This window comes from Phycisphaerales bacterium, assembly GCA_016716475.1.
Lineage (GTDB): Bacteria > Planctomycetota > Phycisphaerae > UBA1845 > Fen-1342 > JADJWG01.
The window spans coordinates 274,228-299,821 of sequence record JADJWG010000002.1 but is presented as its reverse complement, the minus strand read 5'-3'; the positions used below and the strand labels follow the sequence as shown (position 1 = coordinate 299,821).

Here is a 25,594-nt window from a genome sequence, read left to right as displayed (position 1 = left end):
GCGCTGGGGCCGAAGTTGGCAAAACAGCCCCAGGGCGAATACGCTACCACGCCATGGAGTTGACCATCACGCTGCACCAGCCGCACCGGCGGGCCGAGCTCTTCGGGCCGGGCGACCGACACCTGCGGCAAATCCGCGACACCCTGGGGGTCAAGCTACAGGCCCGCAGCGCCACCGTCCGCATCCTCGGTGAACCGCCGGAAGTGGCCCGGGCCGCCGCGGTTCTCGAACGGCTTCAGGAGCTGTTGCGGAATCGCAGCGACCTCGACGACGAATCGGTCCTGAGCGCCCTGGCCGAGGTCGATGAGCGTGAAGGACGCCGCGATCCCAACGTCATCACCGTTTTCTCCCGGGACGTGACCATCGCCCCCAAAACCGACGGGCAGCGGCACTACATCCAGGCCATGCTCGCCAACGACCTGGTTGTCTGCCTCGGGCCGGCAGGGACCGGCAAGACCTACCTCGCCGTCGCTTTGGCCGTCCACCAGCTCAAACGTGGTGATGCCAAGCGAATCGTCCTGGTGCGCCCCGCGGTGGAGGCCGGCGAGAAGCTCGGCTACCTGCCTGGGGACCTCCAGCAGAAGGTCAACCCGTATCTTCGACCGCTCTTCGACGCAATGCATGACATGATGACCTTCGACCAGCTCAAGCGATTCATGGTCAACGACATCATCGAAGTCATTCCGCTTGCTTATATGCGCGGCCGAACGCTCAATAGTGCCATCATCATCCTCGATGAGGCCCAGAACGCGACCCCATCGCAGATGCTGATGTTCCTGACGCGCCTGGGCCACCACAGCCGCATGATTGTGACCGGCGACGACAGCCAGATTGACCTCGAGCCCAACCAGCCGTCAGGCCTGATCGACGCGGTTCGTCGCCTGCGGGGCGTACCGGGGGTCGAGATTCTGCGGCTCACGGAACTGGACATCGTCCGCCACCGACTCGTGCAGCGCATCGTCGCCCGTTATTCGGATCGTGCCGGTGGTCCGCGGCTGCGTCCGGCCGACGCCGAAGCGGAGCAACTCCCACACCCCCCAGAGAGTGAAGCAAGCCCCGTACCGTTGCCGGCCGACAAACCGTAAAGAGCTCTCCTGGCATGCGTCTATTCGCACGACAAACCGCGCGGCAGAAGGAAATCCGGCGCTCCAAGGCCGAGCGCCGTTTGACGTGGTATCATCGCGTCTCCGAGCACCTGCACGTCCCGCCGTTGGCCTACCTGCTGCTCTGTGCTACCTGCGCGGCCATTATCGTCAATGCCGGCGCCCCCCCGCTCCTCCTGCAGGTCGGCGAACGGGCACCGCGCGCGATCACCGCGCGCGTCGCCTTCCGCATCGAGGATGAGCGCGCCACGCAGGTCGAACGCATGCGGGCCCGGGACCGGACCGAGGACTACTACACCCTCGACGCCACGTTGCTGCGGGATCTGGCCGGTCGATTGAGCAGTGCGATTCGCCTTGCCCGGGAAAGCGCCGGTGACACCGCCCGACTCATCGAACAGGCCGCGGCGCTGGACCTGGTGCTCGACCCGGCTGGTGCCGCCGAGTTACTGCAATTCGCGGCCGACCCGGAAGATCGCCGCTTCGCCCATGCCGTGGACCGGGCGATCGAACTGCTGATGCGCCAACCGCTGGTCGAGGCCAATGACTCCGCCCGCCGCGGCATCGCGATCAACGCCATTCTCGTAGATCCGCAGCAGCAGGTTGAACGTGCGATACCGATCACGCGGCTGCTCTTCAGCAACAACCCGGAGCACGTCGTCACGGTCATCGGCGAAGCCGCCCATGCGTTTCCCGAGGCCCTGCGGCCGGCGATGGTTGCTTCGCTCCGCACCATGCTGCGCACCCCCGTCGCGACCACCGCCAAGCCCCTCTACCGCTACGACTTTGCCCGTTCAACCCGCGAGGCGCAGGCGGCAGCAGACCGCGTCGTCACCCAATATGTGGAGTATTCCGCCGGGGCGACTCTGGCCGATGCGGGCACCATCTCGGCCGATGAACTGCTGGTGCTCCGCGAAGAACAGCGGCAATACCTTGCCCGGCGGGATGTGGACCCGGCTTTCGATCGGGCACACCGGCTCGCCGCGTTCGCGCGCGGCGCGGTTGCTTTCGTGCTCGTGTTCGGACTCGGTGGCTACATCTTCGTCGTGCACCGCAAGTCCCTCGGGCCGCCTCTTCGGCGGCTGGTGATGGCCGCCGCCCTGCTCCTGATTCTCGGCCTGGTGCGGGCCACGGTGCTCTACACGCCCTACCCCCACGCAACGATCGGTCTGCACGCGCTCGCGGTCACCCTGCTGGCGGTCGTGTCACGGCGTGGCCCCGCCTATGCGACAACCGGCCTGATGGCGTTGCTGATCGCCTTGGCCGCCGGGCAGGATGCCACCTTCCTTGCCACCCTTGTCGTCCTGTCGATCGTGCTTTTTCTCGGCCTGCGCGAGATTCGCAGCCGCGGACGCATCGTCATGGTGGGTGGTATCGCGGCCGTGCTGGTTGGACTGTTGACCTTCCTCGATGGGCTCATGGGGAATCAGGAATTACAGTTCATCCTTGAGACACGCGTGCTCTGGGCGGTGGTCGCCACGCTCGTTGCAACCTTCCTGGTCGAGGGGACGCTGCCCCTGATCGAGCAGTTCTTTGGTGTGACAACCAGCATGACACTGTTGGAGTGGTGCGACCCGAACCGGCCACTGCTGCGCATGCTGGCTGCGGAGTCCCCCGGCACCTACAACCATAGTCTGCTGGTGGGGACACTGGCAGGTGCCGCAGCCGACGCGATCGGTGCGGATGGCCTGCTGGCGCGGACCGGGTCTTACTATCACGACATCGGCAAAATCAACAAGCCGGAGTATTTTGTCGAGAATCAGGCCCTCGGGTGCGACAACCGCCACGAGCGCCTTTCCCCCGCGATGAGCCATCTCGTCATCATCGCGCACGTCAAGGACGGGGTGGAAATGGCCAAGGAATACGGCCTGCCCGCAGCACTGCGGCCATTCATTCCCGAGCATCACGGCACCTGCGTCGTCGAGTATTTCTTCCACGCCGCCAACCAGGCGCGCCGGCCAGGCGACGCGGAGATTCCCGAGTCGCAGTTCCGGTACCCGGGCCCCAAACCGCAGACGAAGGAGACGGCGATTGTCATGATGTGCGATACGGTTGAAGGAGCTGTGCGGGCCATGTCGGAACCGACACCGCACCGGATTGAGGACGTGGTCGATCGCATGATCCAGAAACGCATGGTCGACGGACAATTCGATGAGTGCGATCTGACCTTCCGCGAGCTGGCGGTCATTCGCGCCTCGCTCGTCAAGACGCTCAGCAGCGTGTACCACGGGCGCGTGCGCTATCCCAGTGGGCCGAAGGAGGAGCGGAAAGCGACGGAAGCCCGTGCGACGAGTTGAAGCCAGCGGGTCGGAAGAGGGCGGTGGACGTAAGCTCGCCGTGGCGGTCGCCTGGCGTTTGCGTCGCCCGGCGCGGGGTGTCGCGCTGCTGCAACGCGCCGCGCGGCATGTGGCCAACGCGGAGGGCTTTTGCAGCGGAGAACTCTCGATCGCGGTGGTCGGCGCGCGGGCCATGGCAACCCTGCACGCGCGGTTCCTCGGACTGCCGGGACCGACCGACGTAATCACCTTCGACCTGGGAACCGATCGACAGCGCGGTGTGTTGGATGGCGAGGTCGTGGTCTGCCGTGATGTCGCTGCCCGGGCGGTGCCCGCGGCCCAGCGCACTGCGCAGGCCGTGGCGGCCGAGTTGACGCTGTACGTCGTGCATGGTGTCCTGCACCTCGCGGGTTATGACGACCAGTCCCCGCAGGACTATGCGGCCATGCACGCGCGTGAGGATGAACTGTTGGGAGAACTGGGGCTGGGAGCGGTATTCGCGCGGTGCAGCCGCACGGTGCGGTAACTCCTCACAGCAATACCAGCCGCGCCGCGACCCCATTCACCACGATCGCCAACAACGGCGGCAACAGGAACAGCCACACGCCCATTCCCGGGGCGCAAATTTGGCCGTACTCGTCGGTTCGTACGTGACCGGGCAGGTTGTCAACGGCGACGGCCCGCTCAGGCTTGACCGGGTCGTACAGCAGCAGTTCCGCCGCATCGTCCTCAAGCGCCTGGGGATTCAACGTTCGTACTTCCGTTTCGTGCCTCTGGCCAGACTCCGCCTGGAAGGAGAAACGCACGCGATACAAGGTCTGGTCGTTGATCTGCACGTTCGTCCGGTGGGTGCTGAGCCGGGTGCCGAGTGCGACATGACCGTGCCTCAGCAGCGCAATCGTGCGCAAGCCGCTGCGCCACTGGTAGAACGCCAGGCCACCGCCGATCAGCGGAAAAATCAATACCCAGAGCAAGTAGGGGGGCATCGGCGCCGCGCGCATTCCGACCACCCGCGCTCTGTCAGGGCGGGCTTGCAGGTACTCAACCTGGACGGACTGGCCGGGCTCCCGCCCACATGAACCGGTTTGAAAGCTGACACCGTTGTAGCTCTCCCCATCGACACTATAGGTAAACTCAGTACGGTATACCGGCGTGCCGCGGTGGTGTTCACTTCCACCGATGGAAAACTGGGTCTCCTCCGCGTCAGTCACGACCCCCGCTACGGTGGCCTTCGGACCGCGCATGGTCAGCCAGCCCTGGTCGGAATTTGGCAGGAAGACCCACGCCCCGACCGAACCTAGAGTGAGAAAAGCCCATCCGAACAGTCCCGCTCCACCGAATAACCATCGAATGCACAGCCCCCCAGGAACGTCCCGCGGAGCCACGGCGAAGTTTGCATGGGGGGCCAGCTCTTGCATGGGCTGTTTCTCCGCGTCGGCACCTCACGGGTACATGCATTAGGGTGTATCGGATGGACCATGGCCCCGACCGCACGAAGCGTTTCGACCCGGCGTCGGTAGCAGGGCCGGTTGGCAGCCATTTTTCCGCAGCGTCTCATCCCCTCCCACCCGCCGCCGGCCGTGTCGGGGCATCAGACGGTCGGAATCTTCATCTCATACGGGGTGGTCACGTCACAGTACCAGGCCCCACCCAGGCGCCCCACCGTCGTGAGCTTGCGCGGATCAGGGATGCCCTCGTCGTCGAGGATCTCGTCGGCAACATGGAGCGCGCGGATATCGCCGAAGACCACATTGCCACTGCCGGGGCCCGTCCCGGTGGATACGATTTGCCGCAGCGTGCATTCGAGATTCACCGGGGACTCGGCCACGAGCGGGGCGCGCACCGTTCGTGCCGGAACCGGGGTCAAGCCGCAGAAATCGAATTCACTCCGCGTGCTCGGCACTTCGGCCGCACATTTGTTCATCGCCTTCGCGATGGCCGCCGTGGCGGTGGCGATGACAAACTCACCCGTCGCCTGCACGTTGGAGAGTGTGTCCTTGGCCCCGCCGTCGCGTCGCGTGGTGGGGCAGAAGATGACCACCGGCGGATTCGAGGAAACCATGTTGTAGAAGCTGTAAGGCGCAAGGTTCGCGACACCGGCGGGTGAAACCGATGATACGAGGGCGATGGGGCGCGGGTTGATGAAGCCGATGCAGAGCCGATAGACGTCACGCCACGACTTCTGCGCCGCTGCGATGTCGATGTACATCCCGGAGTGACTCCTGGGCAGTTGGCAACGGCCGCAGCCGCCGGGCTGCGACCAGCCGCGCCAGGTCGCACACTTCGGCCAGCGGTTCCATGACGAAGCGGCGCTGCCACATGCGCGGGTGGGGCACCTGCAGGTCCTGCTCTTCGACGACAAGATCGCGGTAGAGTAGCAGGTCCAGGTCGAGTGTCCGCGGGCCATTGCGCACTTGACGTTGACGGCCGTGCTGCAATTCGATCGACTGCAAGCGGTAGAGGAGCACGCGGGGGGGAAGGTCGGTTGCCAGCTCAGCCACCGCATTAAGGTAGGGCGGTTGGCCGGGCGGCCCGCCCACGGCAGGTGACTCGTGCAATCCCGAACAGGCCACCACGCGAATGTCGCCTTCTGCGACAAGCTCGACGAGCGCCTCGCGCAGATGCCGCTCCCGGTCTCCCAGGTTCGAACCCAGGGCGATGAATACGCCGCGGTCGTCTACCATCGGATCGCTCCCATGCGGCGCACCGCTTCGGCGATGCGTTCGGCCGAGACACTCAGTGCAAAACGCACGTAACCCTCCCCCGCCGCCCCGAAACCGACGCCGGGTACGCAGACCACATCGGCCTCTGCGAGCAGCCGGCGGCACACCGTCATCGAGTCCAGCCCCGCGGGAACGCGCGCCCAGACGTAGAACGTCGCCTGTGGGACCCGCACTCCGAAGCCCATCTCCCGCAGCGGTCCGCACAACGTTGCCACGCGCGCGCGGTAGACCTCGCGGAGCTGCACGATTTCGGCATGGTCGTATTGTGTGTAGGCCTCTTCGGCCGCTTCCTGCACGGCCGTGAAAGCCCCGCTGTCAAGATTGGCCTTGATCGCGGCGAGTGCGGCGAGGACGTCGGCTCGACCGGCGGCGAAACCGATGCGCCAGCCAGTCATGTTGAATGACTTCGACGCGGAGTGGAACTCAACGGCGACCTCAGCCGCACCGGGAATCTCAAGGATGCTGTGCGGCGCGTGGTCGCCGAAGTACATGTCGTTGTAGGCGGCGTCCTGGGCGACGATCAGGTCGTGCTGCCGGGCAAACGCAACCGCCTCTTCATAAAACGACAAAGGTGCAGTGGCGCCGGTCGGGTTGTTCGGGTAATTGATGAAGAGCAGCCGGGCACGCTGCAGCACTTCCGCGGGGATCCCCTTGAGATCCGGCAGGAAGCCGCGGTCCTCGCGCAGCTCAAGGGTAAACGGCTCCGCACCCGCGAAGATCGTCCCGGAGCGATACACCGGGTAGGCGGGGCACGGGATCAGAGCCACATCCCCGGGGTCGAGCAGGGCCAGCGGCAGGTGACCGATGCCCTCCTTGCTGCCAATCAGGGCCAGCACTTGCTGTTCGGGATCGACCGTGACGCCGTAACGTCGCTGGAGAAAAGCCGCCATGGCCCGGCGGAATGAGCGACTCCCTGTGCCTTGCGGATAGCGCTGATTCTCGGGGCGGCCGGCGGCGGCACGGAGCCGCGCGACAATGTAGTCAGGGGTCGGGAGGTCGGGGTCACCCACACCGAAATCAATGATGTCGCGCCCGGCATCCCGCGCAGCGCGTTTCTGCCGGTCAATTTCGGCAAACAAATAGGGCGGCAGGCGTCGTAAACGCGCGCTGGTACGCATCGGATTGAACTCACTCTCGCCCAGGCGGCGACCCCCTCCGCCGCACTCGTGAAGATACGGCCCATGTAGGGGACTGACAAGCCGCCACGGTCCGAGATCGCTTTCGGGGCACACCGTCGGGCGCGTCTCAACGCAGACTGATGACACCTAAGTTGCGCCCTGCACGCGGGTTTCGCTGCACGGGGGTGGTAGCTCGGTGCCCCGCGCGGTACGATAAGATTTCTGTGGAACCGTCTCGCATCTGCACCCGCGCGGCACATAAGGTGAACATTTTCCACGACACCACGGTCTCCAGCTTCTTGACGCCGACGCGTCTGTGTGCTGCTTGCGCGGCAGTTATTTCTTTTTCAAGTTGAGGGGTCCGATGGGCACTGCAACAGGTACCGACGTCCATTCCGATCCACCACGCGCCACACCGATTCGCGAATTGGCGCAGGCCGCGGTCCGCTTCGCCGGTGATTCCGGGGACGGCATGCAGCTCGCGGGCAGCCAGTTCACGGCGACTTCCGCGATGTTCGGCAATGACATTGCCACGTTCCCGGATTTTCCGGCGGAAATCCGCGCACCAATGGGGACGTTGGCGGGGGTTTCCGGGTTTCAAATCAATTTTGCCAGCCGGCGGATCTTCACTCCTGGCGACCGGGTGGACGTGCTCGTGGCGATGAACCCGGCCGCGCTGAAGGTGAATCTGCCGGACCTGGTTGAGGGCGGCGTGTTGATTGTGAACGAGGATGAGTTCACGCCGGCCAACCTGCAGCGCGCCCAGTACGATGGGAACCCGCTGGAGACGGACGCGTTCCGAAATTACCAGCTCTACAAGATTCCCGTTACGACGCAGACGCTTGGGGCCGTGCGCGAGACGGGCCTGGGTCAACGCGACGCGGGGCGCTGCAAGAACTTCTACGCACTCGGCGTGCTGTTCTGGCTGTTTGAACGGCAGCTCGAACCGACGATTCGCTGGATCAATGCCAAATTCGGCAAAGCCCCGGCAGTCGCAGCCGCCAACCGGCTGGCGCTCGAGGCGGGCTACAACTTTGGCGAAACGACGGAAATCTTCGGTGAGCGCTTTCGAGTGCGGCCGGCGCAGCTCGAGCCCGGCACCTACCGTAACATCACGGGGAACCAGGCGACAGCGTTGGGGATCGTGACGGCCGGCGAACTGGCCGGGAAGCCCGTGTTCTACGGGAGCTACCCGATCACCCCGGCCAGCGAGATTCTGCACGAGCTGTCGGGAATGAAGACGTTTGACGTGCGGGTCTTTCAGGCCGAGGACGAAATCGCCGCGATGTGCGCTGTGGTGGGCGCTGCGTTTGCGGGCGCGCTGGCGGTGACGGGCACAAGTGGCCCGGGCATGGCACTGAAGCAGGAGGCGATCGGCCTGGGGGTCATGACCGAACTGCCGATGCTGATCGTCAACGTGCAGCGCGGCGGGCCGAGCACGGGCCTGCCGACCAAGACGGAGCAGTCCGACCTGTGGCAGGCCATCCTGGGCCGCAATGGCGACTGCCCGTTACCAGTGCTTGCGGCGCAATCGCCGGCGGACTGCTTCTGGGCCACGATCGAGGCGGCCCGCATCGCCGTGAAGTACATGACGCCGGTGGTTCTGCTGACCGATGGCTACCTGGCACAGGGCTCGGAACCGTGGCGCATCCCCGCGCCGGCCGAGTTGACGCCCATTCCCATCCAGCACGCGACCGACCCTCTGACCTTCAAACCGTTCCAGCGCAACGAGGTCGGCGCGCGACCCTGGGCGATTCCCGGGACCCCGAACCTCCGCCACCGCATCGGTGGGCTTGAAAAAGAGGATGTCACCGGGAACGTGTGCTATGTTCCGGAGAACCACCAGCGGATGACGCTGCACCGGGCGCGGAAAATCGCGGGCATCGTCCGCGACGTGCCCGACCAGGAGGTGTACGGCGAACCGGAAGGCGATTTGCTGGTCGTCTCGTGGGGGGGGACATTCGGCGCGGTGCGGACCGCGGTGGAACGGGCGCGTGAGGACGGACAGGTCGTGTCGCATGCGCACATCCGCTGGCTGCACCCCTTCCCGCAGAACCTTGGCACTCTGTTGAAGCGGTTTCGGCGCATCCTCGTTTGTGAACTCAACATGGGCCAGCTCGAGTTCCTGCTGCGCGGCAACTTCCTCGTGGACACGCTCGGCCTGCATAAGGTGCAAGGACGACCGTTCCGTGTGAGTGATATTCGCGAGCATCTCGACGCCCTGCTCGGAGGTCAGGCATCGTGAGTACGACCCCGGATTCCACCCTCACGTTCAAAGACTTCAAAACCGACCAGCAGGTTAAGTGGTGCGCCGGCTGCGGCGACCACTCGATCCTGGTGCAGCTTCAAAAGGTCCTCGCCGGGCAGCGTACCGATCGCGACCACACGGTGTTCGTTTCCGGCATCGGTTGTTCAAGCCGGTTTCCGTACTACATGGATACCTACGGCTTTCACAGCATCCACGGCCGTGCGCCGGCCATTGCATCCGGCGTAAAATGTGCGAACCCCGGGCTGGATGTCTGGGTTGTGACGGGCGACGGTGATGCCCTCAGCATCGGCGGGAACCACTTCTTGCACGCCGTTCGGCGGAACATCGGCCTGAAGATCATCATGTTCAACAACCGGATCTACGGCCTGACCAAGGGCCAGTACTCACCCACGAGCGACTTCGGCACACGCACGAAGTCGTCACCGGCCGGCTCGATCGACCACCCGATTCATCCGATCTCCGTAGCGATCGGGGCGGAAATCACCTTCGCCGCACGCGCCGTGGACACCGACCTGGAGCACCTGCAGTACGTGCTCGCCCGGGCGGCCGCACACCAGGGCACCGCCTTCGTCGAGGTCTACCAAAACTGCACGGTGTACAACAACGACTGCTACAGTTGGGCCACGGATCGCCAGACGAAGCACGAGCACATCGTGTACCTCGAGCACGGCAAACCGCTCATCTTCGGAAACAACCGGGACAAGGGGTTGCGCTTCAACGGCGACGAGCCGGAAATCGTTGAACTCGCCAAGGTGTCGCCGGATGATCTCATCATTCACGACGAGCGCACACACGACCCTTCGACGGCCTTCATGCTGGCACGGCTCACGCACCCGGAGTTTCCCGAGCCGCTCGGGGTCTTCCGGGCCATGGAAAAGCCGGTGTATGAAGATCTGCTGATGGGCCAGCTCGCCGCCGCGCGGGACCAGCAGGGTACTGGGAACCTTCAGGCGCTTTTCCGCGCCGGCGAAACCTGGGACGTGGCATAACGGCCCACGGCAGAATCCGGACAAGATCGAAAGTGAGCCAGTCGGTGCGGCCCGAACGGCGGTTGCAACGACCTGACTCGGCTTTCGCGGCGGCCTGTAACCTAAATCGCGCCTTATCCCCCATCCTGATTGGAAGCAGCGTAGGAAACCGGGCGTTATCCGGGCGCCGGCTTCACGTGCTCCACCCGGCAGAGAACCCCACGCTTTGGCGCATACCCCCGGCGGCAGAACCCTAGCGCCGGGTCTCCTCATCATCGTCGCGGCGCGAGCTGACCTTAGCATCGTCGCGGTCTCGCGGCGCATCGCGGTCTGAAATCCGACCGCGCTCCTCGCGGTCATGGTCAAGCTCGTCACGCCGACGATTGCGTTCGTCCTTGCCGTCCTTCTCGTCGTCGTCGCGCGAAAACTCGCCCGAGACATCGCTCAGGCCACGCTTGAACTCCTTGAACGCGCGCCCCATCGAGCGCGCCACCTCAGGCAGGCGATTACCGAACAACAACAGCGCGACGATCCCGATCACGATCCAGTGGATCGGACTGAAACTTCCCATCACGGCGCCCTCAGGGCGGTACTGTGCCGCCTTCACAGACGGCGGCTGGTCTCCGTGCAGACAGCCACACGGATCCGCGCATCCCCATTGGGATTATCCCGCTCCCGGGGTCCCCTGTCAAAACAAGCTCACCGCGCCTGGCGGTAATGTCGCTACCATACCCCCCTACACAATGATCCGCCGACTCTTCGAATTCCTTCGCACCGACGACCTGCCGGTCATGGCACGCCCGACTTATGCAGCCGAGCGCTACCAAACCATGCTTTGGGGAATTGTGCGCGGCTCGGCGGAGAGCGCGATGGTTGCGATCGTCGCCTCCAAGACGTTTGAGGCCAACAAGCTCCAGACGACACTCATCTGGCAGCTTCCCATCGTGATGAACCTCTTTAGTGTGCTGTGGGCATCGTTCATCCGCAGCCGTCCGCGTAAGCCGCTCTTCCGCACACTCATCTTCTGCACCGCGGTGGTCCTGGGTTCGATCGGTCTCACCTCGGCCACCTGGAAACCCTGGGGTGCGTGGGTCTTCGCCGCTCAGATCGGGCTGGCCCACCTGTTCCTCTGCGGCATCGTGACCCTCCGCACCTCCCTATGGAACCTGAACTACCCCGCCACGCACCGTGGCCGTATTGCCGGCCGGTTGCAGATGGCCCAGCTCATCGCCATTGCGCTGACGACCACCGTGATCGGGCTGACCTACGAGCAGTCCCCCGACGCGTACCGGTTCGTGTATCCGGCTGTCTGCGCGATCGGCCTACTCTCGCTGATTCCGCTGGCTCGGATGCGGGTCCGCGGGGAGCGTGCCGCATTGCGCGACTTTGCGGCACATCGCACCGCGGTCTCGGCGGCGGGTGCGGCTCACCGGCCCGCAAGCTGGCTTAGCGGCTTGGGCGAAGCCGTCACGATCCTGCGCACGGACCGGCTTTATGCTCGCTACATGCTGGCACAGTTCCTGCTCGGTTCGGCGAACTTCTTCACGGACCCCATCCTGGTGAACGCCCTGACAAAGGATGTGCAGACGAGTTACATCCTTTCGCAGGCGATTCTGCACTTGATTCCGTCGATTGTCGTCCTGTTCTCGGTGGGCTTCTGGGCGCGCTACTTCGACCGGGTGAATATCCTGCGCTTCCGCGTTCATAACAGCGCCTGCTGGGTGACTTCGTATGCGTGCATCGCGGCCGGCATGCTGGTCCTGCAGGTCTTCGGCCTCGACGCCCTCAGCTTTGTTGTCCCGCTGCTGATCATCGGACGTATCTTCAACGGCCTCGGGGCCGCCGGTGGCACCATTGGCTGGAACATCGGACACCTGTACTTCGCCCGGCCGCACCAGTCCGAGTTGTACATGGGCATTCACATTGCACTGACCGGCTTGCGGGGACTGTGCATCCCACTCATCAGCTTCCCGCTGGCAATGTGGCTGGGTTACTACGCGCTGTTGATCCCCGTTACCTTGGCCGTGCTGGCACACGCCATGTTCCAGCGCCAGGCGCGCGAGAATCCGGACCTGCGCCGCACTCCTCCTCGCTGACCGGCAAGCAGGCGGTGTGCCACGCGGACGCCCTCTACGCTGCCTTCTCCGCCGCCGTGGGCAACGCTGCGAGGATTTCGTTCAGGACGAAGTCAGTGCTGAGCCCCTCGGCTTCGCCCTCAAAATTGAGCAGCAAGCGATGTCGCAGCGCGGGCACAGCCGCTTTCCGGACATCATCGAAGCTGACGTTGTAGCGGCCGTCTAGCATCGCGTAGATTTTCGCGGCCAGCGTGATGGCCTGTGCGCCGCGCGGGCTCGACCCCCAGCGAACATACTTGTTGACGACCGGGGGTGCAAAGGCCCCGTTCGGGTGCGTCGCCAGCACAAGCCGGATGCCATAGTCCTGCACATGCGGTGCGATCACAACGCGCTTGCACAGCTCCTGCCCGGCGACGATCTGTGCACCGCTCATGACCGGCTGGATATCGGCGCGGTAGCCCGATGTCGTGCGATCGAGAATCGTCTTGAGCTCGTCACGCGACGAATAGCCAACCACGAGCTTAAAGAAGAACCGGTCAAGCTGGGCCTCGGGCAGCGGGTAGGTGCCCTCCTGCTCGATCGGGTTCTGGGTTGCCATGACAAAGAAGGGCTCGACCAGCTTGTAGCGCACACCACCGGACGTAATCCCGTGCTCCTGCATGGCCTCCAGCAGGGCCGACTGGGTCTTGGGCGTTGCGCGGTTGATCTCGTCGGCGAGCACCATTTGCGCGAACAGCGGACCGCGCTGGAACTCAAACTGCCGCCGACCCGTCTGCGGATCTTCGTTGATGATGTTGGTGCCGATGATGTCCGCGGGCATCAGGTCAGGCGTGAACTGGACGCGCGAAAAATCGAGACTGAGGGCTTCCGACAACGTCCGGATGAGCAGTGTCTTGCCCAACCCCGGCACGCCTTCGAGCAGAACGTGGCCCCCGGCGAAGAGCGCGACCAGCACACCCTCCACGATGTCGTCGTGCCCGACGATCATCTTGCCGATCTCCGCCCGCAACTTGCTGAACTCCGCGCGAAAGTTCGCGACCGCCTGTTCAACCTGTAGTTCGCCCGCCGCCATGGCCACATCTCCACCGGCACATTGCCGCGCTTTGCAATGATCGCGGGTCGCTGCCCGCCCTGTAACCGGATTGTAAGGGCGAATCTCCAGCCCGCACAGCGCTCGGATCGACGCCGGGGAGGATCGGTTGCCCTCTGCCGGTCACAGGCCGGCAGCCGCAAGTCAGGCAGGCGGAATGGTGAGGCACGCGACAACTTCTCCCTGCGCCCCGGCACCGCCTGCTTCCATCCATTCAAGCCCCTACTTCCGCGCCGCGAGCCATTGCTCGATCACCGGGTAGACCTGCGTACAGGCCTCCGGCGCCGCTTCAAATTCTCCGTGCGCGAATTCCTCGAACTGCCGCCAGGTCTTGTCCCGCGAGCTGACGCGGTCGAAGAACGCGACGCGCATACTAGCCGCGTTTGCGATGCGGTCTCGGCCGCCCGCGAGCGTCAGCACCGGCAACACAATTCGATCGTAGTGGTCGGCGTAGACGCAATCCGGTGCACCCAATGCACTGCAGAACGTTCTCAGACGCACACACTTCGCCAATTGCCTCAGCACACCGGCTTTCATGTGGTCGGTTACAAACCGCCTGCCGCGCAGGAACACCTCCGCCCGGTGTTGCGTCGCACCGGTAAAGAGTCCAGCCACATTCAGCACGAATTGTGTCAGCCGCATGGCCATCCATTCTGCGGGGACAGCCACCGGAGCGGGCGCCTGCCCCCACCAGGGCGGGCCGTTCGGGCGGAACCATCCGGTCGGCACCTGCCCGGCCGCTGCCAAGGATAGCTCCAGCCAGCGCCACCGTGAGAGGACCTCAAACAGCACATTCGACGCCCCGGGCGCAGGCCAGCGTTCCTCCAGTAGCCGATCCCAGCGGAACCGCCCGGCGGTGTCAAAATAGCTGTGCGGCCACCGCAGTACAGCGGGAAACTCCACTGTGACCAGTCCGGCAAGGTCCCCCTGGCGGACAGCCGCAAGCTCATCATCGAGCAGGATACGCTCACCGTGATCGCCATCAACTCCCCGCACGAGGCGCGCACCCAGCAGACTGCCCACGGTGCTCATCGCGCCCATGCTGTTGGCAATGACCCACGGGCGCTGCCCGGCAACTTTACTCACGTGGGCCACCGCCGCCGGCACGTCATAGAGGAGGAAGTGGTCCACACACCAGTCGGCCTGTCCCGGCGGGGGGGCGCTGAGCATGTGCGGGGACCCGTGGCCGCGCAGATTCAGCAACCAGACGTCATATCCCTGCCGGGCCAGGCGGGTGGCGAGACTCTCGAACTGAAAGTGGCGAGTTGTGACCGGGGGCAGGTCCCAAAGGTCGGCGTTCACGGAAATCCCGTGGACGAACAGGACCGGCGCACCTCCGGGGCATGGCCGTCGCTTGAGAGTGAGAACCGCCCCGTCGGTTGTCGTGACGCGCTCGAACGAGATTGCGGCCTGCGCCGTCATCTGCGTCCTCGTCGCGGGTCAAGGACCAGACTGCCGCTCCGGCCCCTCTGGGCGGGCGTCCGGCCCCGTACAGGCGCCGATACCTAGGTATCGGCAGTAGAGCCCGGCTTAGGCCGCCGCGTTCTGGTCGCAGTGGGCTTTCGCAATATCCACGAGGCGGTCGAAGGCGTGGGCGTCAGCGATCGCGACCTCGCTCAGCATCTTGCGGTTGAGGGCGACACTGGCTCGCTTCAGCCCGCCCATGAACTTGCTGTAGGAAATCCCACGGGCTTCGCAGGCCGCGGTCACGCGGATGATCCAAAGTGCCCGGAACTCACGCTTGCGGGCGCGCCGGTCGCGGAAGGCATACTGGCCGGCCTTGGTCACGTACTGCTTGGCAACACGGAAAAGCTTGCTGCGCGACCCCCAGAAACCCTTGGCGCGCTTCAGGACCCGCTTGCGTCGTTGCCGGGTGGCACTGCCGGGACGAACTCGAGGCATGTCTGTATCTCCTCAGCGCAGCACGCGCCTACTGGCCATTAATCGCCAAGCGGACGTTCTCTGCCAGCTTGCCCGTCAGAACACCGACCCGCCGCAGCCGCTGCCGCCGCCGTCCCGACTTTCCGCTCATCAAGTGGCCGGCAAACGACTTCTTGTACCGCGGCTTACCCGTTGCGGAAAGCTTGACACGCTTCTTCAAGCCCTTGTGGGGCTTGGCCTTGATCCTGGCCATGGGCGTTCCTCTGCAAAGAATATCGAGCCGGGCAGTATAGCCCGGTCCGATTTCGACGGCAAGGGGGCGGAGAAGTCACTGGCATCGGCCCGTCCACCGCCCCAAGCCCCCCAAGGAGACACCCGAACCCGCCTTGACGCCCCGGCTCGGATTCGTATACTGGCGGATTCCCAACCAGCGGACCGGCTCAACCGGCTCGCAGGGAGAGCGACTATGAAGACTGCGAACAAGTGTTACCAGGCCAAGGCCAGTGATATCGACCGCAAGTGGTTCGTCGTGGACGCCACGGACCAAGTACTTGGCCGGCTGGCGGTCCGTATTGCCACGGTGCTGATGGGCAAGCACAAGCCCACTTACACCCCCCATGTGGATACGGGCGACCATGTCATCGTCCTCAATGCGGGCAAGGTGCGGATCAACGGGACACGCAAGAAGGAACAGGTCGTCTATCAGCGTTACTCCGGCCATACGAGCGGCCTCAAAGAGACGACGATGCAGGCCATGCTGCAGCGGCACCCCGAACGTGTCCTGCAGGAAGCCGTTCGCCGGATGCTACCCAAGAACGCCTTGGCCCGCCGGATGCTTCTGAAGCTGAAGCTCTACACCGGGAACGAGCACATCCACCAGGCCCAACAGCCCGAGCCCCTGCCCCTGTAGGCATGAGGTGAACCGACCGTGACCGACGCTCCGTATTCGCCCCCGACTGCCACCCCAGGCACCACGCTGGTTCCCCCGGCCTATGCTGGCGGTGAGCCGCAACCCGAAATCCTCTCAACCGAGCCCAAGATTGGCACGCATCTCGGCACCGGCCGCCGCAAGACTTCCGTCGCGCGTGTCCGCCTGCAACCGGGGAGCGGAAAATTTCTCGTCAATGGCCGCGATGTCGAGCAGTATTTCACCGAACCACAGGATCGCACGGACGCGGTTGCCCCGCTGGATCTGACCGGCGCCCGCCGGAACTGGGACGTACTGGTCAACGCCAACGGTGGCGGGCACACGGGGCAGGCGGGTGCCGTGCGCCTGGGCCTGGCTCGCGCGGTGGTCAAGGCCTACGCACACCTCGAATCATCACTGCGTGATGCCGGCTTCCTGACGCGCGATGCCCGCGAGGTGGAGCGCAAGAAGTACGGCCGGCGCAAGGCCCGCCGCCGCTTCCAGTTCTCGAAGCGCTGACGCACCACGATTCCATTCGACCGGCTGCAACGAGCCCCGCGGGTTAGCCCCGTGGGGCTCTTTCATATCTGCCCGGAACCTGCCCTGGTTCGCATGGGAGTGGACGATGCGGTAGCATCCGTGTCTGGGAGAGTCCGAGACCGCTGGACGAGGATCAGCGCCACGTGACGGAGCGCAGGCCATTCGACCCCAGTCGCATACGTCGGCGGCCGACTCGTGCCGGCCGTGAGCCGCAGGCCGCCCTGCTCAGCGTGCGACAGGTCAACGAGCTGGTACGCGCGGCACTTGTTCAGGGTGTCCCTCCTGATTTGCACGTTCTCGGTGAAATCGGCAATTTCTCCCGCCCGGCCAGCGGGCACCTTTACTTCACACTGAGAGACCGCTTCAGCGAGCTGCAATGCGTGATGTGGCGCAGCACGGCCGCGCGGCTTCGCTTCCAGCCCGAAGCCGGGCTCGAAGTCATTGCGACGGGGGAGTTGGAGGTCTACGAGCAGCGCGGCCGCTTCCAGATGACTTGCCGCAAGCTCGAACCGCGGGGCATGGGTGCGCTGGAAGTGGCCTTTCGTCAGCTGAAGGAACGCCTTGAGCGCGAGGGGCTCTTCGACCCGCAGCGCAAACGCATCCTGCCGTGGGTTCCGCAACGGATCGCTATCGTCACGAGTCCGACGGGCGCTGCGATTCGCGACATTCTACGTACGCTGGCGCGGCGTTTCCCATCCTTGGAAGTGCTGGTGTACCCGGTGCGTGTGCAGGGTGACGGGGCGGCCGCAGAGATCGCCGCGGCCATCGCCGCACTCAACCATGTGCGGGCGGAACTCGGCGGGGTCGATGCGCTGATCGTCGGACGGGGCGGCGGTTCGCTCGAGGACCTATGGGCCTTCAACGAGGAGGTCGTGGCACGCGCGATCGCTTCGAGCGCGATTCCGGTCATCAGCGCGGTCGGGCATGAAGTCGATGTCACCATCAGCGATCTGGTGGCTGACGTTCGGGCGTCGACACCGACCGCAGCGGCCGAACTGGTCGCGCCGCAGCGCGCCGACCTGCTGGCGACCGTGGCCCAGCTTGTGCGGCGCAGTGAACGCCGGGCGGGCTCTCGGCTCGAACTGGCCCGCGCGGATCTGCGCGCTGCTTGCCGCCGAGCCCTTTTCCTATCCAGCGGCGCGGCTGCGGCGCTTGTCCCAGCAGATTGACGAGATCCAACTAGGCGCTCTCCGTGTACTGGCACAGCGGATCCACCGGCACCGTGCGAAGCTGCGCAACGCTGAGACCCTGCTGCTGCGGTTCTCGCAGGGGAGGTGGTTGCTCGCGGCTGCGCGGGCCCTCGATCTCAGATCCATCCGCTGCGAGCGGGTATTGCGGCAGCGTCTCAGTCAAGCGGAACGTGGCTTCGCGGTGGCGCGCCAACGGCTCGAACGACGTGGACCACAGGCGCGCCTGGTGCGTCTGGTCGAACATGTTGGAACGGTGGCCGTGCGTATGCGGAGTGCCCTACGCCTGGGTCTGCGGCATGCGCTGGGGCAGCTTGAAGCACGGGTGGCGATGATCGCAGCTTGTGATCCGCGGCAGGTTCTCAGGCGTGGGTACAGCATTTCGCGCGACCGGCGCACGGGCGCGGTTATCCGGACAGTCTCGGCGATTCGAGGCGGACAACGCATCCGTGTGGAGGTGGCGGACGGCGAATTCCTCACCACCGCGGACGATCCGCGTCAGCCCCAACTCTTTGAGTAGGTATCAAAAAACCGGTTACGGATTAAGAGGGTAGCGGCCTGCCATGGGGCTGGCCGTCGTATCGGGCTTTCTCTCGCAAATTGACTTCTCCATATCAAGAACTTGTGCCGATGAACATCGCGGGTCGGCCCGGCGCCGGCCCACGGCACCGTAGGGACTTGCACCTGCTGTGCTGACCATAACCAGAACGCGGGAGGTGTGTGCGGCATGAGTTCCAATCCAAGCATCCTCGTAGCGGACGACAACGACGAAGTGCGCAAGGTCATGCGACTGAGTCTGGAGCGGGCCGGCTACGATGTGTGCGAGGCAGCCAATGGTCTGGAGGCGATGCGGGCCGTGAATGCGATTCCGTTCGATCTCGTGATCACCGACATTCTGATGCCGGAACGTGACGGGATCGAGACCATTCTGCACCTGCGGCAAAAGGCGCCACAGGCGAAAATCCTGGCGATCAGTGGCGCGCAGGACAATGTGTTCCTGGCCAGTGCAAGCGGTTTGGGTGCCACTCGCACCCTGACCAAGCCCTTCACACCAACGCAATTGCTCAATGTCGTTTCGGAACTGCTGGTGGAGTCGACTACCGCACCAAGGTCCTCGTAGCCGGTGCGCCGCAGGGCTATGAGGTGGCCTGCCCGGCGCGCGTCAACTGGGTGAACTTCGGCAAAGTGAAAGTGACGCCTTCATCAGGGGCATCCACCTCTTCCAGCGAGTCGAGCCCGGCCCGTTCAAGCCACGCCAGCACACCCTGCACGATGTCCTCCGGGGCACTCGCGCCGGACGATACGCCGACCGTCTGAACCCCCTCCAGCCAAGCCGGATCAATCTGGTCCGGGCCGTCGATCAGGTACGAGGCGACCCCACGTGCGCGGGCCACCTCGGTGAGCCGCTGTGAGTTCGAGGAGTTCTTCGAGCCCACCACGAGCAGCAGGTCGATCCGGTCCGTAATCTCCTTGACCGCATTCTGCCGGTTCTGCGTTGCGTAGCAGATGTCGTCGGACGGTGGCAACTCGAGGTGGGGGAAACGTGCCTGCAGCGCCTCGACCAGTTCGCGCGTGTCATCCTGGCTAAGAGTGGTCTGCGTGAGGATCACCCCGGCTTGCTGTGGATCGAGCGCCAGTCGCGCGACATCCGCCAGTGTCTCCACCAGGACGGTTTCGGCGGGTGCCTGGCCCATGGTTCCGATCACTTCGTCATGGCCGGCATGACCAATGAGGACAATGCGGTACCCACGCTTCACGTAACGGCTGACTTCCACATGCACTTTGCGCACGAGGGGACAGGTCGCGTCGACCACCCGCAGCCCGCGCCGCAGCGCTTCGGAATACACCTCCGGCGGTGAGCCGTGGGCGGAGAGAATCGCGACCGCCCCGGCGGGAATCTCGTCCAGCTCTTCCACGAACGTTGCCCCCCGCGCCCGCAGCCGGTTGACCACATGCAGATTGTGGACAATTTCCTTGCGCACAAAGATCGGCGGACCGAATTCTTCCAGTGCAAGTTCCACGGCGCGAATCGCGCGCTCCACGCCCGCACAGAAGCCACGAGGCCTGGCGACAATAACGTGCATGCGTTCTCCTGGCTGGGACCGGCCCGGCCGGGAAGTACCCGGGGTCCGGTCACGATCGATCTAGGCGGCACCGCGCTCCGATCCGACGTCGGCTGGATTATAGAAGGCACAGAACGCCGCACCGGCCCCGGGCGCAGAACCTCAGATCCGCGCGCGGGGGCGCCGGCCGGGCGGTGGTTCGCCCTCGGGACGGCCGAAAATCATGCGCCCAGCGGAGGTCTGCAGCACACTGGTGATGGTGAGCGTGACGTCCTCATTGATCTTGTCGCGCGCGTTCTCAGCGACAACCATGGTCCCGTCTTCCAGGTAGCCAACGCCCTGCCCGGCCTCCTCGCCCGGCTTGATGATTTTGACCGTCAGTGTCTCACCGGGCATGACCACCGGTTTGAGTGCGTTCGCGAGGTCGTTGATGTTAATCACGTCCACGCCCCGGATCTGGGCAATCTTATTCAGGTTGTAGTCGTTCGTGACAATCCGACCGTCGAGCTTCTTCGCGAGTGCGACCAGTTTCTGGTCCACGTCGCCGGATTCCTCACCGCTGGGAAGCCGCGTTTCGGAGATCCGGATCTCCACCTTGTCGTTGGTCTGGAGCTTGTTGAGCATATCAAGACCGCGGCGACCGCGATTTCGCTTCAGCTTGTCGGCGCTGTCCGCAATCGTCTGCAACTCCTGCAGCACGAAACGTGGGATGAAAATGGCCGAGTCGATGATGCGCGTATCGCAGATGTCGGCAATCCGGCCGTCAATAATGACCGACGTATCGAGGATCAGCGGACGGTTGCCGCGGGTTTGCTTGGCGAACTCGACGTAGGGAATGACGAATCGGATGTCATCCTTGGATTGCAGGATGAAGCTGATGGTGAGGTAACAGGAGACGATGCCGAGCAGCAGCTTGATAACCCCCACCATCGGTTGCTCGACTTCGCCACCCAGGTACACCTCGACAATCAGGTCGACGATCAGGCCCAGGCCGTAAGCAAACACGATGCCTGCGACCAGGCCAAGGAACGCTCCGGACAATGCAGCCAACGACTTGCGCAACAGGAACGCCTCGACCACGACCAGGGCGACCGCGAAACCCGTCGCACTCAATGCCCACGGCACCGCCTGACCACTGACACCCGATTTTTCATCCCCCGCCGCCAGGATGGCAACCGCCATGACGAGCGCCACGAACAAACCACGCAACACCCAACTGACCATGCGTCCATTCCTTTCACAGGCGGGTAGGCCCGTATAATGCGAAGTCCTCGGGGCGTTCCCGGCACGAACGCGGCCGGGCCAGGAGGAAACGCGGGATGATGCAGCACGACCCGCTCTGGCGGCGCCATTCTATGTCCGGCACCTCCACGCTCAAGCGGCGGGGGCTGATCACCGTGCTGGTCTCACTGGCGGCCTGCGGTGCCGGGACGATCGCGCAATCCCCGCCCACCACGGCACCGGTCACAACCGGACTCCGCGCGCAGTTGCTGGCACACCTCGCCGAGGGACGGACCGAAGCGGCCCTGCGGCTGGTGCAGGAATCACTCCGCGCACAGTCCGGAGATGCCGCGGTCCGGGCCGAGTACATCCACCTGCATTTGGCACTCGCCGAGCTCTGGCTGGCAGAACGGCGGTTCGCGGACAGCTTAGCGGCGCTCGAAGCCGTCCTCGCGCTCGACGCGCAGCATGCCGAAGCCGCCCGTCTGCGAAATTGGGTGTTGGAAGCCCGGGAGCGGGCGGGCGCGCAATTGCCGGAAATCGATCGCCTGCTTGACCTCGAGTTGTTCGAGGCCGCCCTGGACCTGATGAACGAGATGCAGGCACTGCGCCCCGATCTGTCCACGGCACTGACCGAGCGCCGGCAGCGCGCGCGCCTGGGGGCAGCGGACGATCACTACCTGGCCCGTAACTTCGCCGAAGCATTCGCGCTGTATGAATCGTTACTGGCTGAGAAAACCACCCATGACCGCCGCATCGCCTCGCGCTGGCTCGTGTGCCTGGCACTGGCACTTGGCGATCAGGGGCCGGAGGTGCTGAGTGACCCCAACGCGGCGGGGCGCCTGCTGGCGCGGACGATCGAAGTGCTGGAACTGACCGACGAGATCATCCTCGGGCAGATCATCGGAGCGCAGCTCGCTGAACGGGCCGGTGACCTTGTACCCGCAGGGCGGACCTATGCGGCTGCGCTGGGCGTGGATTGGCAACTGCCGGCGGTCGACCAGCGGCGCGAAGCGGTCGCTGCGCTGCGACAACAAGCAATCACCCGGGCACGGCAGTTGTACGACACGATCGCGACCCAACGGCGCGACGGGTTCTGGGCCGTCGCGCTGCCGGAGGTGTGGAAGGACCGGGCCGCCCGTGGTTTCGTAGTCCGGGCACGCAACGACCTCGTGGCCGAACGCGTGGCCCGTGCAGCCGAGCGTCATTACGAAGGGATCTCGGCATGGCTGGGTCGCCCCGCAGAGATGGTATGGAATCCGCCGTGTACCATCCATGTGCATGCCTCGCAGGAGGAATTGCACGCCGCCACCCAAACGCGCGGCATCACCTTCGCCGTCAGCCATACGCGCGTGCAGGGTGAACGTGTGCTGACGCGCGAATTGCACGTGTTCCAGGGGGATCCATGGCTGCTGAGCAGTACCCTTCCACATGAACTGACGCACCTGGTGCTGGCCGAAGCCCTGGGTCAACGTATACCCCCATTGGCGATTGACGAGGGTCTTGCACTACAGGCGGAACCCCCCGCGCGCCGCCTCCTGTATCGCCTGCGACTTGGTACCTCGACACCCTCAGTACGACATCTGCTCGCGGCCGAAACACTGCCCCGCGAAGTCGAGCGCTTCTATGCAGACTCGGCCGCCCTGACGGCCTGGCTTCTCGATGTGCTGGGTGCGCAGGCACCCGACACGCCCTCGGTTGCGGCCGAGCTGGCGCGACGCTTCGCGGAGCGGCCGGGGGATCGCTGGTGGGCGGCTGTCGGTCTCGCGAATGCGGCCGAGGCCGAGTTGGCATGGCGCGATTGGTACGCCGGCCGGCGCGAGCCGTACCGCATGCCGCTCATGATCATGAGTGAACCCGCCTCCGAGTTGCGGACGCCCGCCGGTCGCAAACAAACACCCTAACACCTGGACCGGCCATGTCGTTTCTGGATCGCAAACCTTTGTCACCAGCGACAACGGACCCCGACCAGGCCGCATGGACGGCACTGCGCTTCCTGGCGACTGCCGATGCACGGCTGGCGGCCCTGATCCGATCCATCGGCCCGCACCGCCCCAAGCTGACCCGCGACCCGTTCCATTGCCTGAGCGCAGCGATTACACAACAGCAGGTTTCGATGACCGCAGCCGCGGCCGTGTTTCGCCGACTGAAATCCACGTGCCCGCACGGACGACTCTCGCCACGCGGGGTCATGGCGCAAACACTGGACGAGCTGCGCACAGTGGGACTCTCAAGGCAGAAAGCAGTTTATGTTCACGAGCTCGCGGCCGTGTTCGCAGATCGTACACTGACGCGCGCCAAGCTGGAGCGCATGTCGGATGAAGAAGTGCTCGCGGCCGTGACTCGTATCAAGGGCATCGGGCGCTGGACGGCGGAGATGCTGCTGATCTTCTGCCTGGGGCGGACGGATGTGTGGCCGATCGATGATCTTGGTCTGCGGAAGGCGGTACGGACCCTGCTGGGCCGCGCGGAGTTCCTATCGCGGGAGGAAATGCTCGCACTGGCGGAGCCATGGCGGCCCTACCGGACCTACGCGACCTGGTACCTGTGGCGGAGTCTGGAGGGTCCGCAGATGACCGGTGTCGCCATCCGAGAAACCGGGGCAAACACGCGCAGGGCACGGTAGGAAGAAGACCATCATGACCCCGCAGCTCGCTTTTTCGCTTCAGGGCGACGGGCTCGCTTCGCTCCCCGTGGCGCGCCGCTTCCAGCCCAGTCGCTCGACGGCGCGCTGGGCGACATCGTGCTCCATGAAAAGTCGCCAGATGAGCCCGGTCCGAACGTTCTCGATCGCCAGTAGCAACGGGCCGTGGTCGATGCCAAGGTAGTCCGGGCTCGTCCAACCGAGCTCCAGGTTGAACGCGTCGGCCAGGCCGTAGCCCCCCTCGGCCGGGTCACGCCAGACAACCGGGCGGCCGTCTGCATCCTTCAAAAAACGGAAAGCATGCAATGCAGCGACGCTCTCCGCCGGCGTGAACATGATGGCGGCGCCGGCGGCGTAAGGCGCGATCGTGCCCTGGTGCCAGTCGTCACGCTTCGCCAGGTTGGGCTGCACGTTGGGGACCATATAGCCCCTCGGTCCGTCACAGGCGCTCAGGCCCCAGCGATCCTCGGCGAAGGTCTTGTAAGTGTCCGCCATGGCAATGCAGCGGGCGCGGTGTGTGAGCACGGCGCGGCGCGAATTCTCGAACCAATCGACCGCGGGTAGGTCACTGCCGAAGCGGGCGGGATCATCGGCGTCGAATTTCCGGTAGTCGATCCAGCAGTGACTGAAGGTGTAGGTGAATAGCGCGCCGGGGTAGGTGACGACGTAAGGTGGACCGTCTTCCCAGCGTTTCAAATGCCGTGCAGTGCGGTAGTACAACTCCGGTGGCAGGGCATATTCTGCCCGCGGCGCGCCCGCGCCGAGGAAGTAGATCAGGCGCTCTTCGTCGCCGCTGTCCTTCCAGTACCAGCGAATGAACTGACCCTCACCATCCATCTGCGCGGGGTCGGCTGGTTTCCAGCCCATGGAGAGGAGCCCACCCTCCCCCACCGAAAACGCGCGCCAGTGGGTCTCGGCGATGAGCCGATCGACCAGCGCACGCACCTCGCCGCCGAAGTAAACACCCGCCGGAATCGCGCCGGCCATCAGCAGTGCATGGTCCACGGTGCTGGCCGCGATCTCGTATCCCGCCCGCGAAAGGCCCCCCGTGTCGAGGTCCGGATAGTGCAGGTAAACGCCATAACGTTTGTTGTCATCACGCTCCAGCAGTGACCGCAGGACTGTGCGGGCGCGCTCCTCACCCTCGGCCCGCGTGATCCACTTTCGCTCGACGCCGATCGGCAACGACGAGAGCTGGAATCCAACAGCCGCGATGCTCGACACCGGGCCGAGTTTCCGGTCCTTCACCAGGCCGGACGGCGCGCCGACTTCCTTCCAGAAGTAGAGGAAGCAGCCATGCTGGATTTCTTCGAGCAACCGCTCTTCCTCGGGGCTGAATGCGTACCGCTGGGCAGCATCGGTCTCGGCTGTGCGGCGGACGGACTCCGCGGGTAGCGTGGTGGGCGTGGGCGGACTTGCGCCGGCGGTGCCGTCGGCCGATTGCGCTGCGCGGGTAGGATGGACAGTGGCGCACCCCACCACAATCGCCACAACCAATGCCGTAGAAATGAGTTGACAGTTCATGGCTCCGC

Annotated in this window: 25 protein-coding genes; 13 read left to right on the top strand and 12 right to left on the bottom strand. The window is 64.8% G+C overall.

The window, feature by feature from the left end:
• Window positions 1-53: 53 nt before the first annotated feature.
• The 3 genes from IPM18_08830 to ybeY are packed head-to-tail and all read left to right on the top strand — an operon-like array spanning window position 54 to window position 3,902.
• Entirely contained in the window at window positions 54-1,085 is a 1,032-nt protein-coding gene (locus IPM18_08830; protein MBK9119690.1) for a PhoH family protein, read from the top strand.
• A gap of 14 nt (window positions 1,086-1,099) precedes the next feature.
• Window positions 1,100-3,397 (top strand): HDIG domain-containing protein, encoded by a 2,298-nt coding sequence (locus IPM18_08825; GenBank protein ID MBK9119689.1) that lies wholly within the window; start codon window positions 1,100-1,102, stop codon window positions 3,395-3,397.
• Complete coding sequence (gene ybeY, locus IPM18_08820) at window positions 3,384-3,902, top strand: rRNA maturation RNase YbeY (GenBank protein ID MBK9119688.1); 519 nt, start codon at window positions 3,384-3,386, stop codon at window positions 3,900-3,902. Before IPM18_08825 ends, ybeY begins: the two co-directional genes overlap by 14 nt.
• A gap of 4 nt (window positions 3,903-3,906) precedes the next feature.
• Here the strand turns inward: ybeY and IPM18_08815 are convergent, their stop codons facing one another.
• From IPM18_08815 to IPM18_08800, 4 genes are all read right to left on the bottom strand, one after another.
• Window positions 3,907-4,794, bottom strand: coding sequence for a DUF3592 domain-containing protein (locus IPM18_08815; protein MBK9119687.1), 888 nt, complete (start codon window positions 4,792-4,794; stop codon window positions 3,907-3,909).
• A 173-nt stretch (window positions 4,795-4,967) separates the two neighbouring features.
• Window positions 4,968-5,585, bottom strand: coding sequence for a flavin reductase family protein (locus tag IPM18_08810; protein ID MBK9119686.1), 618 nt, complete (start codon window positions 5,583-5,585; stop codon window positions 4,968-4,970).
• Entirely contained in the window at window positions 5,545-6,060 is a 516-nt protein-coding gene (gene folK, locus IPM18_08805; GenBank protein MBK9119685.1) for a 2-amino-4-hydroxy-6-hydroxymethyldihydropteridine diphosphokinase, read from the bottom strand. Before folK ends, IPM18_08810 begins: the two co-directional genes overlap by 41 nt.
• Window positions 6,054-7,217, bottom strand: coding sequence for an LL-diaminopimelate aminotransferase (locus IPM18_08800; GenBank protein MBK9119684.1), 1,164 nt, complete (start codon window positions 7,215-7,217; stop codon window positions 6,054-6,056). The genes folK and IPM18_08800 overlap by 7 nt, the downstream gene beginning before the upstream one ends.
• A 364-nt stretch (window positions 7,218-7,581) precedes the next feature.
• Here IPM18_08800 and IPM18_08795 point away from each other — a divergent pair, with 364 nt between their 5' ends.
• Together IPM18_08795 and IPM18_08790 are read left to right on the top strand one after the other, a co-directional pair.
• Window positions 7,582-9,462, top strand: coding sequence for a 2-oxoacid:acceptor oxidoreductase subunit alpha (locus IPM18_08795; protein ID MBK9119683.1), 1,881 nt, complete (start codon window positions 7,582-7,584; stop codon window positions 9,460-9,462).
• Entirely contained in the window at window positions 9,459-10,475 is a 1,017-nt protein-coding gene (locus IPM18_08790) for a 2-oxoacid:ferredoxin oxidoreductase subunit beta (protein MBK9119682.1), read from the top strand. Before IPM18_08795 ends, IPM18_08790 begins: the two co-directional genes overlap by 4 nt.
• A 232-nt stretch (window positions 10,476-10,707) precedes the next feature.
• Here the strand turns inward: IPM18_08790 and IPM18_08785 are convergent, their stop codons facing one another.
• Window positions 10,708-11,061, bottom strand: coding sequence for a twin-arginine translocase TatA/TatE family subunit (locus IPM18_08785; protein ID MBK9119681.1), 354 nt, complete (start codon window positions 11,059-11,061; stop codon window positions 10,708-10,710).
• A gap of 184 nt (window positions 11,062-11,245) precedes the next feature.
• On the opposite strand from IPM18_08785, the gene IPM18_08780 reads away from it, so the two are divergent.
• Window positions 11,246-12,550, top strand: a complete 1,305-nt coding sequence (locus IPM18_08780; protein ID MBK9119680.1) for a hypothetical protein — start codon at window positions 11,246-11,248, stop codon at window positions 12,548-12,550.
• 34 nt (window positions 12,551-12,584) lie between these two features.
• Here the strand turns inward: IPM18_08780 and IPM18_08775 are convergent, their stop codons facing one another.
• The 4 genes from IPM18_08775 to IPM18_08760 form a co-directional block, all read right to left on the bottom strand.
• Complete coding sequence (locus IPM18_08775; GenBank protein ID MBK9119679.1) at window positions 12,585-13,601, bottom strand: MoxR family ATPase; 1,017 nt, start codon at window positions 13,599-13,601, stop codon at window positions 12,585-12,587.
• Between the two features lie 240 nt (window positions 13,602-13,841).
• On the bottom strand, window positions 13,842-15,041 hold the full coding sequence (locus IPM18_08770) for an alpha/beta fold hydrolase (protein ID MBK9119678.1): 1,200 nt from the start codon (window positions 15,039-15,041) through the stop codon (window positions 13,842-13,844).
• A gap of 108 nt (window positions 15,042-15,149) precedes the next feature.
• The gene (gene rplT, locus IPM18_08765; protein ID MBK9119677.1) at window positions 15,150-15,521 is read right to left on the bottom strand and encodes a 50S ribosomal protein L20; all 372 of its coding nucleotides are present in this window, start codon (window positions 15,519-15,521) and stop codon (window positions 15,150-15,152) included.
• Window positions 15,522-15,549: 28 nt separating this feature from the next.
• Complete coding sequence (locus tag IPM18_08760) at window positions 15,550-15,753, bottom strand: 50S ribosomal protein L35 (protein MBK9119676.1); 204 nt, start codon at window positions 15,751-15,753, stop codon at window positions 15,550-15,552.
• A gap of 213 nt (window positions 15,754-15,966) precedes the next feature.
• Between IPM18_08760 and rplM the strand changes: the two genes are divergently transcribed.
• The 5 genes from rplM (at window position 15,967) to IPM18_08735 (ending at window position 19,254) form a co-directional block, all read left to right on the top strand.
• A complete protein-coding gene (gene rplM / locus IPM18_08755) occupies window positions 15,967-16,410 on the top strand; it encodes a 50S ribosomal protein L13 (GenBank protein MBK9119675.1) in 444 nt (147 codons plus the stop codon).
• A 129-nt stretch (window positions 16,411-16,539) separates the two neighbouring features.
• Window positions 16,540-16,926: a 30S ribosomal protein S9 gene (gene rpsI, locus IPM18_08750; GenBank protein MBK9119674.1), complete on the top strand. Its 387-nt coding sequence runs from the start codon at window positions 16,540-16,542 to the stop codon at window positions 16,924-16,926.
• Between the two features lie 164 nt (window positions 16,927-17,090).
• Window positions 17,091-18,116, top strand: coding sequence for an exodeoxyribonuclease VII large subunit (gene xseA, locus IPM18_08745; GenBank protein MBK9119673.1), 1,026 nt, complete (start codon window positions 17,091-17,093; stop codon window positions 18,114-18,116).
• Window positions 18,100-18,654, top strand: coding sequence for a hypothetical protein (locus IPM18_08740; protein MBK9119672.1), 555 nt, complete (start codon window positions 18,100-18,102; stop codon window positions 18,652-18,654). Before xseA ends, IPM18_08740 begins: the two co-directional genes overlap by 17 nt.
• A gap of 207 nt (window positions 18,655-18,861) precedes the next feature.
• Window positions 18,862-19,254 (top strand): response regulator, encoded by a 393-nt coding sequence (locus IPM18_08735; GenBank protein ID MBK9119671.1) that lies wholly within the window; start codon window positions 18,862-18,864, stop codon window positions 19,252-19,254.
• 16 nt (window positions 19,255-19,270) lie between these two features.
• Here IPM18_08735 and ispH read toward each other — a convergent pair whose 3' ends face one another.
• Both ispH and IPM18_08725 read right to left on the bottom strand, forming a co-directional pair.
• Entirely contained in the window at window positions 19,271-20,218 is a 948-nt protein-coding gene (ispH, locus tag IPM18_08730; GenBank protein MBK9119670.1) for a 4-hydroxy-3-methylbut-2-enyl diphosphate reductase, read from the bottom strand.
• 141 nt (window positions 20,219-20,359) lie between these two features.
• The gene (locus tag IPM18_08725; GenBank protein ID MBK9119669.1) at window positions 20,360-21,421 is read right to left on the bottom strand and encodes a PIN domain-containing protein; all 1,062 of its coding nucleotides are present in this window, start codon (window positions 21,419-21,421) and stop codon (window positions 20,360-20,362) included.
• Between the two features lie 95 nt (window positions 21,422-21,516).
• Between IPM18_08725 and IPM18_08720 the strand changes: the two genes are divergently transcribed.
• Together IPM18_08720 and IPM18_08715 are read left to right on the top strand one after the other, a co-directional pair.
• Window positions 21,517-23,322 (top strand): hypothetical protein, encoded by a 1,806-nt coding sequence (locus IPM18_08720; GenBank protein MBK9119668.1) that lies wholly within the window; start codon window positions 21,517-21,519, stop codon window positions 23,320-23,322.
• 38 nt (window positions 23,323-23,360) lie between these two features.
• Window positions 23,361-24,044: a DNA-3-methyladenine glycosylase 2 family protein gene (locus IPM18_08715; protein ID MBK9119667.1), complete on the top strand. Its 684-nt coding sequence runs from the start codon at window positions 23,361-23,363 to the stop codon at window positions 24,042-24,044.
• Window positions 24,045-24,083: 39 nt separating this feature from the next.
• On the opposite strand, the gene IPM18_08710 is transcribed toward IPM18_08715, so the two are convergent.
• Window positions 24,084-25,586, bottom strand: a complete 1,503-nt coding sequence (locus IPM18_08710; GenBank protein ID MBK9119666.1) for a hypothetical protein — start codon at window positions 25,584-25,586, stop codon at window positions 24,084-24,086.
• Window positions 25,587-25,594: the final 8 nt, after the last annotated feature.

What these genes read in the sequence shown, in the direction of transcription:
- IPM18_08830 (MBK9119690.1), top strand. Translation starts at nt 54, where the DNA reads ATGGAGTTGACCATCACGCTGCACCAGCCGCACCGGCGGGCCGAGCTC.
- IPM18_08825 (MBK9119689.1), top strand. Translation starts at nt 1,100, where the DNA reads ATGCGTCTATTCGCACGACAAACCGCGCGGCAGAAGGAAATCCGGCGC.
- IPM18_08815 (MBK9119687.1), bottom strand. Translation starts at nt 4,794, where the DNA reads ATGCAAGAGCTGGCCCCCCATGCAAACTTCGCCGTGGCTCCGCGGGAC.
- IPM18_08810 (MBK9119686.1), bottom strand. Translation starts at nt 5,585, where the DNA reads ATGTACATCGACATCGCAGCGGCGCAGAAGTCGTGGCGTGACGTCTAT.
- folK (MBK9119685.1), bottom strand. Translation starts at nt 6,060, where the DNA reads ATGGTAGACGACCGCGGCGTATTCATCGCCCTGGGTTCGAACCTGGGA.
- IPM18_08800 (MBK9119684.1), bottom strand. Translation starts at nt 7,217, where the DNA reads ATGCGTACCAGCGCGCGTTTACGACGCCTGCCGCCCTATTTGTTTGCC.
- IPM18_08795 (MBK9119683.1), top strand. Translation starts at nt 7,582, where the DNA reads ATGGGCACTGCAACAGGTACCGACGTCCATTCCGATCCACCACGCGCC.
- IPM18_08780 (MBK9119680.1), top strand. Translation starts at nt 11,246, where the DNA reads ATGGCACGCCCGACTTATGCAGCCGAGCGCTACCAAACCATGCTTTGG.
- IPM18_08775 (MBK9119679.1), bottom strand. Translation starts at nt 13,601, where the DNA reads ATGGCGGCGGGCGAACTACAGGTTGAACAGGCGGTCGCGAACTTTCGC.
- IPM18_08770 (MBK9119678.1), bottom strand. Translation starts at nt 15,041, where the DNA reads ATGACGGCGCAGGCCGCAATCTCGTTCGAGCGCGTCACGACAACCGAC.
- rplT (MBK9119677.1), bottom strand. Translation starts at nt 15,521, where the DNA reads ATGCCTCGAGTTCGTCCCGGCAGTGCCACCCGGCAACGACGCAAGCGG.
- IPM18_08760 (MBK9119676.1), bottom strand. Translation starts at nt 15,753, where the DNA reads ATGGCCAGGATCAAGGCCAAGCCCCACAAGGGCTTGAAGAAGCGTGTC.
- rplM (MBK9119675.1), top strand. Translation starts at nt 15,967, where the DNA reads ATGAAGACTGCGAACAAGTGTTACCAGGCCAAGGCCAGTGATATCGAC.
- IPM18_08735 (MBK9119671.1), top strand. Translation starts at nt 18,862, where the DNA reads ATGAGTTCCAATCCAAGCATCCTCGTAGCGGACGACAACGACGAAGTG.
- ispH (MBK9119670.1), bottom strand. Translation starts at nt 20,218, where the DNA reads ATGCACGTTATTGTCGCCAGGCCTCGTGGCTTCTGTGCGGGCGTGGAG.
- IPM18_08725 (MBK9119669.1), bottom strand. Translation starts at nt 21,421, where the DNA reads ATGGTCAGTTGGGTGTTGCGTGGTTTGTTCGTGGCGCTCGTCATGGCG.
- IPM18_08720 (MBK9119668.1), top strand. Translation starts at nt 21,517, where the DNA reads ATGATGCAGCACGACCCGCTCTGGCGGCGCCATTCTATGTCCGGCACC.
- IPM18_08710 (MBK9119666.1), bottom strand. Translation starts at nt 25,586, where the DNA reads ATGAACTGTCAACTCATTTCTACGGCATTGGTTGTGGCGATTGTGGTG.